Genomic DNA, 12,874 nt, shown 5'->3' with positions numbered 1-12,874 from the left:
AGTCAATTATGAACTACGAATTTATGTATGCTGCCTATTCCGTTGCCTGGGTTATTATTTTCGCTTATATATTTATCCTTGATAAGAAACAAAGCAAGATTCAAAAGGAAATACAATTCCTAAAACAAATTGAAAAATAACAAGTGGAGGAAGTCCAATGAACCAGCGGATAATGAAGCCACTCGTGTTGATTCTGATTGTAGGCATGTTCGGATTTTTCGGATATAGCCTCGTAACCAAGGGCGAAAATACAGATGTTGGCGATAAGGCCTACAATTTTGAACTGCCTAATCTGGATGGCGGAACGACGAAACTTTCTAATTATAAGGGGCAGGTTGTCATCTTGAATTATTTTGCAAGCTGGTGCGCCCCATGTAAGGAGGAGTTTCCCGAGCTTGCAGCGTTCCAAAAAGATTATGGTGATAAGTATCCATTGCTGATGATGAATCGCGGCGAGACAATGGATAAGATTAAAAAGGTTACCGAAAACAATAAAGAGGGAATGACCTATTTATTTGACTATAACGCCAAGATCTCCAAGAAATACAACGTCACCGGCCAGCCCGAAACATTCGTCATCGACAAACAAGGAGTTATTCGCGAGCATTATAACGGCCCTGTCACCGAAATGATGTTATACAACTGGGCAAAAAAATACGATAAATAAATTTAAAAAAGGATTGAACCGAGATATAAGGTTCAATCCTTTTTTAATTCTAGTAATCGAAAAACTAGATTAATACAAATTTTAAAAGATTTGCCGGATTTGAAAGTCATAATGTGGGCAAGCAGGCATACATTTTAAATAATGAGACGAGTAAATCAAGGAGGAAGCTTTTGTGGAAACAATCCTACACTTCTTACCAAAGAAAATTGCCGACCTAATCAACCAAATCCCTCCTAATCAAAAAGAAGAATTGGAAGAAATCCGAATTCGGATTGATCGCCCGATTGAAATAACGATGAAAGGAGACCCCTGTTTCCTATCGTACATCATTCAGCCCGATGATGCCTTCCAGCTAATGAATAAGATAAGCCAGTTTTCTATTTATGCCCTGGAAGAGGAACTTAAGCGCGGATATATAACCGTTGCCGGCGGACATCGAATTGGGCTGGCCGGAAAGGTAATCCTTGAAAACGGCATGGTGAAAGCGATTAGGGATATCTCCTCCTTTAACATTCGGATTGCTAGGGAAAAAGTCGGGATTGCAGAATCAATCATCCCCTTCATCTATCAGGGGAATTGGGTGAATACAATGATAATTGGCCCGCCGCAAACAGGAAAAACGACGCTGCTCCGGGATATGGCCAGAATAATTTCAACGGGTACGGAAGCGATACCTGCCAGCAAGGTAGGAGTGGTCGATGAACGCAGCGAAATTGCCGGGTGCGTCAATGGCGTTCCGCAATTAACCTTTGGAACTCGCCTCGATGTCCTTGATGCCTGCCCAAAAGCAGAGGGGATGATGATGCTAATTCGTTCCATGAGCCCCGAGGTATTGGTGGTGGATGAGATTGGCCGCAAGGAAGATGCAGAGGCGATCCAGGAAGCCGTCCATGCTGGAATCAAGCTAATCATGACCACCCATGGGACGAGCATCGAAGAAATAACAAAACGGCCATCATTAAGGGAAATTATAAGCCAGAAGATCTTTAAACGATTTGTGATCCTTAGCAGACAAACTGGACCAGGGACAATCACCAAGATTTTGGACGAGGCAGGAAAAGAATTACGGCAAAAAGTGAGCGTGACATAGATGGTTAAAATAATTGGCGCCATTTTTATTATTGTTGCAACGACAGTCGTGGGATTTGAAGCAGCGAGACATTTTAGTGAACGGCCTAGACAGTTGAGGGCACTTCGGTCGGCCCTCCAATCGCTCGAGGCTGAAATCATGTATGGGCATACCCCATTGCATGAAGCAGCGAGACGGTTGGCAGCACAGCTGCCAAAACCATTATCAGGCTTTTTCGAAAGCTTCGCAGGGAAACTGATGGATACAGAAACAACTGTTAAAGAGGCTTGGGAAACTAGTTTACGAGAAGTCTGGAAATCTACCGCGTTAAAACAGGGAGAATTTGAGATTATGAAGCAGTTTGGCGAAACCCTTGGCCGTCACGATCGCTTTTCCCAGCAAAAACATATCATGTTGGCTCTTTCTCATCTTGAAAGAGAGGAAGATGACGCCGTTCAAGCACAAGCAAAATATGAAAAGATGGTAAAGAGTCTCGGATTTTTATCAGGATTATTGCTGATTATTTTATTATTTTAGGGGGAAAAGCAATGGGTTTAGAAGTCGATATCATTTTTAAAATAGCCGGTGTCGGTATAGTAGTTGCTTTTTTGCATACCGTATTGGATCAGGTTGGGAAAAAGGAATATGCCCAGTGGGTTACGCTATTTGGCTTTATCTACATTTTGTTTCAAGTAGCCACGATTGTCGACGACCTGTTCCAGAAAATCAAATCAGTATTTCTGTTCCAATAGAAGGGAGGGCTTTGCTATTGAAATCATAAAAATAGTCGGCGTTGCTCTCATAGCCACTTTCCTGGCCTTAATTATTAAGGAACAAAAGCCCAATATTGCGTTCCTATTAATTGTGTTTGTCGGCAGTGCCATCTTTCTCTTTTTAGTGGACAAGATTTATGAAATTATTCATATGCTTGAGCGGCTTGCCGTCAATGCCAAGGTAAATTTGGTCTATGTCGAAACCATACTTAAAATTATCGGGATTGCCTATATTGCTGAATTCGCCGTCCAAATTACCAAGGATGCGGGTCAGGGGGCGATTGCTTCAAAAATTGAACTGGCCGGAAAAGTTATTATTCTTGCCATGGCGATTCCGATTTTGACTGTGCTAATTGAAACCATCATCAAACTAATTCCGAGCTAGCATCGCCATTTTTTTCTTAAAAGTAGAGGTGTCCTAATATGAAGCAGAGGCTGCAGCTTATTCCGATTTTGATTCTTGTATTGTTATTTTTCCATGCGCCAATAGTCCAAGCTGCAGAAGAATCCACTCCGCCTTCAACTCAGGCTACTGCACAGGACCTAGTGGATGCTCAGCTCGAAAACCTTGATATATCCGAACTAGTCAAATTTTGGGAGGATATCACCGATAAGTATGGAGGGTTTCTTCCAGAAAGCCAAAAAGGAAGCCTTTATGACTTCATTAAGGGCGATAAACAATTCTCGTTCAAGCAATGGGGGATGGGCTTTCTAAAATTTATCTTCCATGAATTCGTGGCAAATGGAAAATTGCTTGGTTCGCTCATCATGCTCGCGATTTTCAGCATGTTTTTGCAAACGATGCAAAATGCATTTGAAAAAAGCAATATCAGCAAAGTGGCTTATGCGATTGTATACATGGTGCTGGTAATCCTTGCACTCAATAGCTTTCATATCGCCATCACTTACACGAACGAAGCAATTGGTACTATGATCTCCTTTGTGCTGGCCCTGATTCCGCTCTTGTTGGCGCTAATTGCCGCGTCCGGAGGGCTTGTATCGGCAGCCTTTTTCCATCCGGTTATTTTGTTTTTAATGAATATGAGCGGGATGTTCATGCAATATATCATTCTGCCACTCTTGTTTTTAGCCACTTTGCTTAGTGTTGTCAGCACGATGTCGGACCAATATAAAGTTACTCAATTGGCAGCCCTGCTAAGAAATTGGAGCATAGGGTTGATGGGGTTATTCCTTACCGTTTTCCTCGGGGTTATTTCTGTCCAGGGCGCTTCGGCAGCGGTTACTGATGGGATAACGATACGAACCGCCAAATTTATTACTGGTAACTTTATTCCCGTCATTGGGCGTATGTTTACCGATGCCACGGATACAGTGGTTAGTGCTTCCGTTCTGTTAAAAAATACGGTTGGGATTGCCGGTGTTGCCATTCTGCTGATCATCGTCGCATTTCCGGCACTGAAGATATTAATGATTTCATTTATCTATAAGTTTGCAGCAGCAATCTTGCAGCCTCTCGGCGGCGGTCCGATCATTACCTGTCTGGACATTATCAGCAAAAGTGTCATTTATGTATTTGCCGCACTGGGAATTGTCTCGCTCATGTTCTTTTTAAGTATTACGGTCATCGTGGCGGCAGGAAATTTGACGATGATGATGCGATAGGAGGTGCGGCTAAAAAATGGAGTTTTTAACACAATGGGTCACGAATATAATTCTCTTCGTTCTATTAGCTGTTGTCATTGATATGCTTCTGCCAAATTCCAGCATGCAAAAATATACAAAAATGGTGATGGGGCTATTGTTAATAGCGATTATTCTTACCCCGATATTTAAAATTATCTCGAAGGACTTTGAATCGGCGATTGCTTCAATCCCTAATTTTAAAGCACCTGAAGAGAAAAATATGAAAAATTTAATAGATTTAAAGAAAAAAGAAATACAAGCCTCCCAGCATGCATATATTTTAGAAGAAATGGCTGTCCAGCTAAAAAAGGATGCAGAGGGGGAATTGATGGAGCAGTATGGATTGGAGATTGCGAGTATTGATTTTGAAACAAACAAAGAAACAGACCTGACAAACCCTGAAAACCTCCAAAAGGTAATTGTTCTTTTGAAGCAGCCGGACAATGGCAATACGACAGTCGAAGCAATTAAACCGGTCATCATTAATACGGAAACACCTCTTCCATCTAACAAATCAACAGAGGAAGCAGAAACAGTTGCCGCATTTTTATCGAAAAAATGGAATGTAACCCAAGGGAAAGTTGAGGTTTCGATCGAAGGGGGGATCAAGAACAGTAATGGATAAAAAACCAGGACCACTAATATGGTTGAAAAAGTGGCTCAAATTGGGCGATAACGCTGAAAAAAAGCCTGGGAAAATTCAGTATATGGTGCTCGTGCTTTGTATTGGTGCAGCCTTTATGCTGGCAGGCAATATTCTCTTTAAACCAAACGGAGACTCATCAGTCGTTCCGGCATCTAGCAGTAAGACGACAGATACCGAAGATGTCGAAACTTTCGGCATGAGCAAAAGCTCCGGAAATAAGACGATTGCCGAATATGAAGAGAAATATGAGAATCGGCTGAAAGAAGCCCTTGAGGAATTGCTTGGCGCAAAAGATGTGACAGTTTTTGTCAATATTGATTCAACAGACAAAAAGGTGTTTGAGAAAAATAGCAGCGTAAAATCCCAAACTACTGAAGAAGGGGACCGCGAAGGCGGACAGCGGAAAGTACAAGAAAGCACCGAAGATGAACAGATCGTAATTATTAGAAATGGTGAGAAGGAAGTACCAATCATTGTTGAAACCAAGAAGCCCGATATTCGTGGTGTTCTGGTCGTAGCAAAGGGTGCTGATAATATTCAAGTGAAAAAATGGATTGTTGAGGCAGTGACAAAGGCATTGGGTGTACCAAGCCATCGGGTTGCAGTCTTACCTAAAAAATAAAAGGGGGAACTTTTGAATGCTTTTGAAAAAACAAACAGTTTGGTTATTAACAATGTTAAGTTTAGTGGTCGTTTTATCGGTCTATTACATTACTTCACCGGAACAAAAAGCAAATGACCTTACTGCTGTGGAACAGAAAGGTCAAAAACAAGCTAAGACGAAAACAGAAGCAAAAGATGGCAAGACAGTAGTTTCAACTGTTGCTGGTGATGTTGCTTTTGAAGAACTAAGAATGAAGCTTGATGAAGCGAGGAGTAAGCAAAAGGAAGAATTGACTGGAACAATGGCAACAACCAGCCTTCCGGTAGATGAGCGGATGAAAGCGAAGGATGAAATTGAACGGTTAAGTGATATCGCCCAAAAGGAAGAGTATCTTGAAACGATGATTAAAGCAATGGGCTATGAGGATGCGCTTGTCAGGGCTGATGGTGAAAAGGTAAGCGTAACCGTTAAATCAACGAAGAAGCATACAAAGGCCGAAGCAAACAAAATTATTCTTGAAGTCAAAAAGGAAATCAGCGATAGCAACTTCGTAGCTGTTACATTCCAACCAGCTAAATAATGATGGGAAAGGGAAGCAAAAAATGCTTTCCTTATTTTTATTTAGGTAAAGGGGCGGAGCAACGCAAAAGTGCATAAGTTTAGATATGTTCAGTTGAGAATATACTTCTAAGGATAAAAAATAAAAATAGCCAAGCTCTGCTCACACCGCCTTTCTCCTTTTGACTCGTATTACTCAGTCCAGAATTCACATTTTATTTGAAAAATATTAAGATAAAAGTAGAGGAGCGGGTTGAAAAAGAGTTCATGGTTCAAACTAGATTATTGAACTTTTACAAGATATTAAGTTATAGTATTAGTATCTAGTCTTAAAAAAAGTAATCCAAGGGGTGTTACCTACTATGTTAAAGGTACAAGAAATCCGAGAATTAATTAAATTAGTAGACCAGTCAAGCATTGATGAATTTGAATATGAAAATGAAGGTTCAAAAATTAAAATGAAGAAAAATGGTGGAGTAACTGTTAGCGCTGTACAACCGGCACTACAGCCTGTTGTTCAAGCAGCTCCAGCACCTGCTGTGACAGTGCCTGCATCGCAAACTGCACCTATTGCTGCCGTCCAAGAAACATTACAAGAGGCACCAAAGGTAGAAACAGCAGTTGAACAAGACACAGCAAACCTACATAAGATCACGTCTCCGATGGTTGGAACCTTTTATGCCAGCCCAAGTCCGGATGCCGATGTATATGTAAAAGCTGGATCAAAGGTATCAAAGGATTCCATCGTCTGTATCGTAGAAGCAATGAAGTTATTTAATGAAATTGAAGCAGAAGTAAATGGTGAAATTGTTGAGATCCTTGCGAAAAACGGACAGTTAGTTGAATACGGACAGCCTTTATTTTTAGTAAAGCCTGAATAAGGAGCGTAACAGAATGATAAAAAAACTGTTAATTGCAAATAGAGGGGAAATAGCTGTCCGAATTATTCGTGCCTGTCGGGAAATGGGAATCGAATCTGTTGCTGTCTTTTCAGAGGCAGACCGAGAAGCCCTGCATGTCCAACTGGCAGATGAAGCTTACTGTATTGGTCCGACTTCATCCAAAGACAGCTATTTGAATGTGACAAATATTATTAGTGTCGCCAAATTGACCGGCTGTGACGCAATTCACCCCGGTTATGGATTTTTGGCGGAGAATGCCGATTTTGCCGAGCTATGCCGGGAGTGCAATATTACCTTTGTCGGGCCTAGCCCCGAAGCGATTACCAAAATGGGAACAAAGGACATTGCCAGGGAGACAATGCGAGAAGCAGGTGTCCCAATTGTCCCTGGTTCAACCGGAATTATCAATGATATTGATGAAGCACTCCAGCTTGTAGAAAAAATTGAATTTCCAGTTATTATAAAAGCAACGGCTGGCGGCGGGGGTAAAGGGATCCGTGTCGCCAAAAATGAGCAGGAATTGATTAAGGGTATTAATATAACTCAGCAGGAGGCCTTAACTGCCTTCGGAAATCCCGGCGTCTATATTGAAAAATATATCGAGGATTTTCGCCATGTTGAAATTCAAATCCTTGCTGATAAACATGGAAATACAATTCATTTGGGTGAGCGGGATTGTTCCATCCAGCGCCGCCTTCAGAAATTGTTAGAGGAAACACCTTCACCCGCTTTAGACGGCGAAATTCGTGCTGAAATGGGGGAAGCTGCCGTAAAAGCTGCAAAAGCAGTTGATTATTCAGGTGCAGGAACGGTAGAATTTATATATGACTATCGTAATCGTAAATTTTATTTCATGGAAATGAATACAAGAATTCAGGTGGAGCATCCTGTTACGGAATTAGTTACCGGGGTTGACCTCATTAAGGAACAAATTCGTGTAGCAAATGGAGAAAAATTAACGTTGTCACAAGCCGATGTTACGTTTAATGGCTGGGCAATCGAGTGCCGGATCAATGCTGAAAATCCTGAAAAGAATTTTCTTCCTTCAGCAGGAAAAATTAAGATGTACCTGCCGCCAGGAGGACTCGGGGTCCGCGTCGATTCAGCTGCCTACCCTGGCTATACGATTCCACCTTATTATGATTCAATGATTGCCAAGGTTATCACCTATGGAAGTACTAGGGATGAGGCAATTGCCCGCATGAAACGCGCCTTAAGTGAATTTGTTGTTGAGGGAATTCATACAACAATACCTTTTCATTTAAAGCTGCTGGACCATGAAGTATTCGTAGAGGGCAATTTCAATACGAAATTCTTGGAATTACACGATGTAATGAAGTCAGTTTAAATACGAAAAGCGAAAGCGCCCTGGTCAGCGGCCGCTGGAGCTAGACAAAAACTGGAGGTGTTCTTGATGAGTGAATTTAACATTTTGGAAATGGAACAGGGAACTAACAGCCTGGGGAAAGTCGAAATTGCTCCTGAAGTAATTGAAGTAATTGCCGGAATTGCAGCATCCGAGGTTGAAGGGGTTTCCGGCATGCGTGGAAACTTCGCTGCGGGTGTAGTAGAAAGGCTTGGCAAAAAAAACCATGGCAAAGGTGTTAAAGTAGAGTTAACCGAAACCGGAATCAAAATTGATGTTTATTGTTTAATGAAATTCGGCATTTCAATTCCTGCGGTTGCTGGCAAGATTCAAGAAAATATTCGCCAAGCCTTATTGAATATGACTGCTTTGGAAGCAGAAGAGGTTAATATTCATATTGTCGGCGTTCAATTCGAAAATCAAAAGCAAGAACCAGTAATTGAAGAAGAAGTGTAAAAAGCCAAAGGACCTTTCCTTTGGTTTTTCTTTTTCCTTCCCATGTGTGCGAATCATGGTTACTTATGCTATTATTTTATGGATATGGTTTATTACTATATTTTTTATGAAAAATAGACATAAATGAGTTAATTTCTCTAAAGGAGTTAAATGTATAATGAAAAGAAGAACTGCAAGGGAAAAGGCATTACAGGCTCTTTTTCAAATTGATATCAGTAAGACCGAACCAGAAGATGCCATTGAACATGTATTGGAAGGCAATGCAGGTGACGACTACCTCTCAACGCTCGTTCTTGGAGTAATTGAGCATAGCGAGGAAATTAACAAGTTGATAAGTGTGAATCTGGAAAAATGGTCCATAGACCGGTTAGCAACTGTCGATCGCAACATTTTAAGAATGGCTGTTTATGAATTGAGGTACCAACAACCGGAGATTCCGGAAAATGTAATCCTGGATGAAGCAATAGAAATTGCAAAAATATACGGAGATGACCAATCAAGCAAATTTATCAATGCTGTACTTTCTAAGGTGAAACAAACGCTTATTCAAGACTAATTGATTGGGTCTACCTGATTAGGGGAGAGAAGAAAATGACCGCAGAAATTATTAATGGAAAAGACATCGCCGCGAAAAAAAAGCTTGAAATTGCCCATGAGGTTGAAAAATTGAAAAGTCAAGGCATCACGCCTGGGTTGGCTGTTATTCTCGTTGGGGACAATCATGCCTCACGTACATACGTGACGAATAAAGAAAAGACCTGCAGGGACCTGGGAATGCATTCGCTGTTAATTGAAATGCCTAAAGAAGTTTTGGAGGAAGAGTTACTTGCCAAAATTAACGAACTAAATGAAGACCCGGCTATTCATGGGATTCTGGTTCAGCTTCCGCTACCGAAACATATTGATGAAACACAGGTGATTGAAACCATTTCACCATTGAAGGATGTAGATGGGTTTCATCCGATTAATATAGGCAGGATGATGACCGGCCAAAATTCCTTCCTGCCATGTACACCATACGGGATTATGGTGCTGCTGGAAGAAACGGGGATATCTGTAGCCGGCAAGCATGCTGTCGTCGTCGGCAGAAGCAATATTGTTGGGAAACCGGTAGGACAGCTACTGTTAAATCAACATGCAACAGTAACCTATTGTCACTCAAGGACAAAAGATTTAAAGCAGATTACAAGACAAGCTGATATCCTCATTGCTGCAGTTGGAATACCAAATTTCATTAAGGCTGAACACGTTAAAGAAGGCGCAGTTGTTATTGATGTCGGAATTAATCGTAATGAGGCTGGAAAGCTTTGCGGTGATGTGGCATTTGACGAAGTGGCTCAAAAATGCGGTTACATTACTCCTGTTCCTAAAGGTGTAGGTCCCATGACCATCACCATGCTCATGTACAATACTTTAAAATCTGCAGCCGAAAGCTTGAATCGCTAATACGTAGATTATGTCCTTATCTGATTATATTTAGTTCCTTTCTTGTGAAGTTGCTGACATTGGGAAGGGCTAAATATATAATGGATAAGGACAGTTTTTATTAGTGGTTCTAAAAAAGGAGTTACCAACGATATGCAGGAGCAAAGATATTTATCTGTGCATGCTTTAACAAAATACATAAAACGAAAATTTGATGCTGACCCCCATTTGCGTGATATTCATGTACGGGGAGAAATCTCAAACTTTAAACAGCATTCGAGCGGCCATATGTACTTCACCTTAAAGGACGAAAAGGCACGAATACTCTCGGTTATGTTCTCCAGTCATTCTCGAACAATGAAATTTGTTCCGGAAAATGGGATGAAGGTGATTGTTAAAGGGGATATCGCCGTCTACGAATCAAGCGGTCAATACCAAATCTATATTAAAGAAATGCAGCCGGATGGCATTGGTGAACTGTTTCTCGCTTTTGAACAATTAAAACAAAAGCTGGGAGCAGAAGGATTATTTGCACCTGAAGTAAAAAAAGGGCTCCCGCCTTTTCCGAAAACAGTAGGAGTGATTACATCTCCTACGGGTGCGGCAATTAGGGATATCATTACAACAATCAAAAGACGTTATCCGATTGCCACAATCCTTGTGTTTCCCGCTTTGGTTCAAGGAGAAAATGCCGCACCTTCAATTGCCAATGCAATTAATAAGGCCAATACCATGAACGAAATAGATGTATTGATTGTTGGCCGTGGCGGTGGCTCAATTGAGGAGCTTTGGGCCTTCAATGAAGAGTTGGTAGCTCGGACAATTTTTGCGTCAAGTATCCCCATTATTTCTGCAGTCGGGCATGAGACGGATTTTACCATCGCTGATTTTGTTGCTGATCTACGGGCCCCAACACCAACCGGTGCCGCAGAACTCGCCGTACCGCATATCGATGAACTGATGGACAGGGTCCTGCAACGGCAAACCAGGCTGGTAAGGGCGATGCACGAAAAATTTCGCTTTGAGAAACAACGCCTTGCCCGCGTGGAAAAGTCGTATGCTTTTCGGTATCCAGAAAGGCTATATGAACAAAAGCTCGAGCAGGTGGATAAGCTGACTGAAATGCTGGTTCGTGGAACGGCTCGGATGTTCTCGAAGAAAACAGAACAGCATGAGCAGCTTTACAGGCGGCTTCGCCGTAATCACCCTAGCGAGGCACTGAATGATGCGAAGAAGCAGTTTGAGCGGTCACAGAAAGATATGGACCGAGCTATAAAGCAAGTTTTAGCTAAGAAACAAACAGATTTTGAGCGTGTCATTTCCACCATGCAGGCATTAAGTCCGTTAAAAATTATGGAGCGTGGCTATAGCCTGGCTTATACGGAAAACAATCGGTTAATTAAGAGTATCGATCAAGTAAAGGTGTCACAACAAGTTCAAATTCAACTGACAGATGGCAGTCTTTTCTGTAAAGTGGAGAATATAAAGGAGAGCGAAAAACATGGCAAATGAGCAGAAAATCTCGTTTGAAGAAGCAATGGCCAAACTTGAGGAAATTGTTGACAAGCTAGAGGTGGGGGATGTCCCATTGGAAGAAGCAATTACTTATTATAAAGAAGGCATGGAACTTTCAAAACTTTGCCATGATAAATTGAAAAGTGTCGAAGAACAAATTACAAAAATTATTACGGAGGATGGGCGGACGGAGAACTTTTCTATTACAGAGGAGGAGTAATCTTGGAAACTAGGCAATTGGCTTCATTTACACAAGAATATAAATTGCTTTTGGAAAACGAGCTTAGAACATTGGCTGAAAAACTTATTGCTCCCTCCAACCTTAAGGAATCAATGATTTATTCGCTTGAGGCAGGAGGAAAAAGAATACGTCCGCTTTTGTTATTTGCGACCTTAGACGCTTTTGGGGAGGACCCCCAAAAAGGCCTGTATGCTGCTTGTGCTATTGAGATGATTCATACCTACTCACTTATCCATGATGATTTGCCAAGCATGGATAACGATGATTTAAGGAGAGGAAAGCCGACTAATCACAAGGTATTCGGGGACGCCGTCGCCACGTTGGCGGGGGATGCCTTATTAACCTTCAGCTTTGAAGTGATGGGGAAGCTTCCAGATGAATCAATTTCCGCGCAAACCAGATTAAATCTAATGATAGAAATGGCCAAAGCTGCCGGCGCAGAAGGGATGGTTGGCGGTCAGGTTGCAGATATGGAAGGGGAGGACAGGTCGTTAACCCTTGAAGAGCTGGAATATATTCATATTCATAAAACGGGAAAGCTATTAGGCTTCAGTGTTTTGGCCGGGGCAATCATTGCCGGGGCAGACATTCGCCAAATGGAACACCTCTCTGCATTTGCTCACCATCTTGGACTTGCCTTTCAAATTCAAGACGATATTCTAGATGTAACCGGAAGCCAACAATTGATCGGAAAACCGGTGGGCAGTGATACGGCCAATCAAAAAAGCACCTATCCAAAGCTTTTGACATTAGAAGGAGCAAAATTCGCTTTAAACAAGCAAATAATCGCAGCAAAGGAAAATTTGCAGAAAACCGGATTAAAGACTAACCTTCTAATTGAGCTAACGGAATTAATAGCGTCACGGGATCATTAAATCCCGAGTATTTGAGGCAGCGAATTAACTGTGTTATAATTGGTTTCAATGTAGAAACCGTTGACAATGCCGTTATCACAGTTGTGTTAGCGGCTATTTTTTAAATGCTCAAGAACTTTAAATCAAACATATG

At 41.6% G+C, this 12,874-nt stretch carries 18 protein-coding genes; all 18 read left to right on the top strand.

The features are described from left to right. Nucleotides 1-8: 8 nt before the first annotated feature. The 18 genes from ACZ43M_RS19820 to ACZ43M_RS19735 all read left to right on the top strand — a co-directional run bounded on the left by ACZ43M_RS19820 (nucleotide 9) and on the right by ACZ43M_RS19735 (nucleotide 12,741). Nucleotides 9-140, top strand: coding sequence for a CcmD family protein (locus ACZ43M_RS19820; RefSeq protein WP_464504233.1), 132 nt, complete (start codon nucleotides 9-11; stop codon nucleotides 138-140). A gap of 17 nt (nucleotides 141-157) precedes the next feature. Continuing rightward, on the top strand, nucleotides 158-667 hold the full coding sequence (locus tag ACZ43M_RS19815) for a TlpA family protein disulfide reductase (RefSeq protein WP_464504232.1): 510 nt from the start codon (nucleotides 158-160) through the stop codon (nucleotides 665-667). A gap of 172 nt (nucleotides 668-839) precedes the next feature. Next, entirely contained in the window at nucleotides 840-1,757 is a 918-nt protein-coding gene (gene spoIIIAA, locus ACZ43M_RS19810; protein ID WP_464504231.1) for a stage III sporulation protein AA, read from the top strand. Next, nucleotides 1,758-2,273: a stage III sporulation protein SpoIIIAB gene (spoIIIAB, locus tag ACZ43M_RS19805; protein ID WP_464504230.1), complete on the top strand. Its 516-nt coding sequence runs from the start codon at nucleotides 1,758-1,760 to the stop codon at nucleotides 2,271-2,273. It abuts the gene before it with no gap. Nucleotides 2,274-2,284: 11 nt separating this feature from the next. After that, nucleotides 2,285-2,488, top strand: a complete 204-nt coding sequence (gene spoIIIAC / locus ACZ43M_RS19800) for a stage III sporulation protein AC (RefSeq protein ID WP_026572556.1) — start codon at nucleotides 2,285-2,287, stop codon at nucleotides 2,486-2,488. Between the two features lie 16 nt (nucleotides 2,489-2,504). Continuing rightward, on the top strand, nucleotides 2,505-2,894 hold the full coding sequence (gene spoIIIAD, locus ACZ43M_RS19795) for a stage III sporulation protein AD (RefSeq protein WP_464508073.1): 390 nt from the start codon (nucleotides 2,505-2,507) through the stop codon (nucleotides 2,892-2,894). Nucleotides 2,895-2,932: 38 nt separating this feature from the next. Next, nucleotides 2,933-4,132 carry a stage III sporulation protein AE gene (spoIIIAE, locus tag ACZ43M_RS19790; protein WP_464504229.1) on the top strand — a complete coding sequence of 400 codons (1,200 nt, stop codon included), beginning with the start codon at nucleotides 2,933-2,935 and terminating at the stop codon, nucleotides 4,130-4,132. A gap of 16 nt (nucleotides 4,133-4,148) precedes the next feature. After that, the gene (gene spoIIIAF / locus ACZ43M_RS19785) at nucleotides 4,149-4,778 is read left to right on the top strand and encodes a stage III sporulation protein AF (RefSeq protein WP_464504228.1); all 630 of its coding nucleotides are present in this window, start codon (nucleotides 4,149-4,151) and stop codon (nucleotides 4,776-4,778) included. Next, complete coding sequence (gene spoIIIAG / locus ACZ43M_RS19780; RefSeq protein ID WP_464504227.1) at nucleotides 4,771-5,421, top strand: stage III sporulation protein AG; 651 nt, start codon at nucleotides 4,771-4,773, stop codon at nucleotides 5,419-5,421. The genes spoIIIAF and spoIIIAG overlap by 8 nt, the downstream gene beginning before the upstream one ends. A 16-nt stretch (nucleotides 5,422-5,437) precedes the next feature. Further along, nucleotides 5,438-5,983, top strand: a complete 546-nt coding sequence (locus ACZ43M_RS19775; RefSeq protein WP_464504226.1) for a SpoIIIAH-like family protein — start codon at nucleotides 5,438-5,440, stop codon at nucleotides 5,981-5,983. Between the two features lie 340 nt (nucleotides 5,984-6,323). Next, a complete protein-coding gene (gene accB, locus ACZ43M_RS19770) occupies nucleotides 6,324-6,842 on the top strand; it encodes an acetyl-CoA carboxylase biotin carboxyl carrier protein (RefSeq protein WP_464504225.1) in 519 nt (172 codons plus the stop codon). Between the two features lie 13 nt (nucleotides 6,843-6,855). Continuing rightward, nucleotides 6,856-8,211, top strand: coding sequence for an acetyl-CoA carboxylase biotin carboxylase subunit (accC, locus tag ACZ43M_RS19765; RefSeq protein WP_464504224.1), 1,356 nt, complete (start codon nucleotides 6,856-6,858; stop codon nucleotides 8,209-8,211). A gap of 66 nt (nucleotides 8,212-8,277) precedes the next feature. Continuing rightward, a complete protein-coding gene (locus tag ACZ43M_RS19760) occupies nucleotides 8,278-8,685 on the top strand; it encodes an Asp23/Gls24 family envelope stress response protein (RefSeq protein ID WP_464504223.1) in 408 nt (135 codons plus the stop codon). 157 nt (nucleotides 8,686-8,842) lie between these two features. Further along, a complete protein-coding gene (gene nusB / locus ACZ43M_RS19755) occupies nucleotides 8,843-9,241 on the top strand; it encodes a transcription antitermination factor NusB (RefSeq protein ID WP_464504222.1) in 399 nt (132 codons plus the stop codon). Between the two features lie 35 nt (nucleotides 9,242-9,276). After that, on the top strand, nucleotides 9,277-10,131 hold the full coding sequence (gene folD / locus ACZ43M_RS19750) for a bifunctional methylenetetrahydrofolate dehydrogenase/methenyltetrahydrofolate cyclohydrolase FolD (RefSeq protein ID WP_464504221.1): 855 nt from the start codon (nucleotides 9,277-9,279) through the stop codon (nucleotides 10,129-10,131). 132 nt (nucleotides 10,132-10,263) lie between these two features. Beyond that, nucleotides 10,264-11,622 (top strand): exodeoxyribonuclease VII large subunit, encoded by a 1,359-nt coding sequence (gene xseA, locus ACZ43M_RS19745; RefSeq protein ID WP_464504220.1) that lies wholly within the window; start codon nucleotides 10,264-10,266, stop codon nucleotides 11,620-11,622. Continuing rightward, the gene (locus ACZ43M_RS19740) at nucleotides 11,612-11,845 is read left to right on the top strand and encodes an exodeoxyribonuclease VII small subunit (protein WP_464504219.1); all 234 of its coding nucleotides are present in this window, start codon (nucleotides 11,612-11,614) and stop codon (nucleotides 11,843-11,845) included. Before xseA ends, ACZ43M_RS19740 begins: the two co-directional genes overlap by 11 nt. Nucleotides 11,846-11,847: 2 nt before the next feature. Then, entirely contained in the window at nucleotides 11,848-12,741 is an 894-nt protein-coding gene (locus ACZ43M_RS19735) for a polyprenyl synthetase family protein (protein WP_464504218.1), read from the top strand. Nucleotides 12,742-12,874 lie beyond the last annotated feature (133 nt).

The organism is Neobacillus sp. B24 (assembly GCF_055381825.1).
The sequence above is the reverse complement of the archived record's forward strand: the minus strand, read 5'-3'. Positions and strand labels throughout refer to the sequence as shown.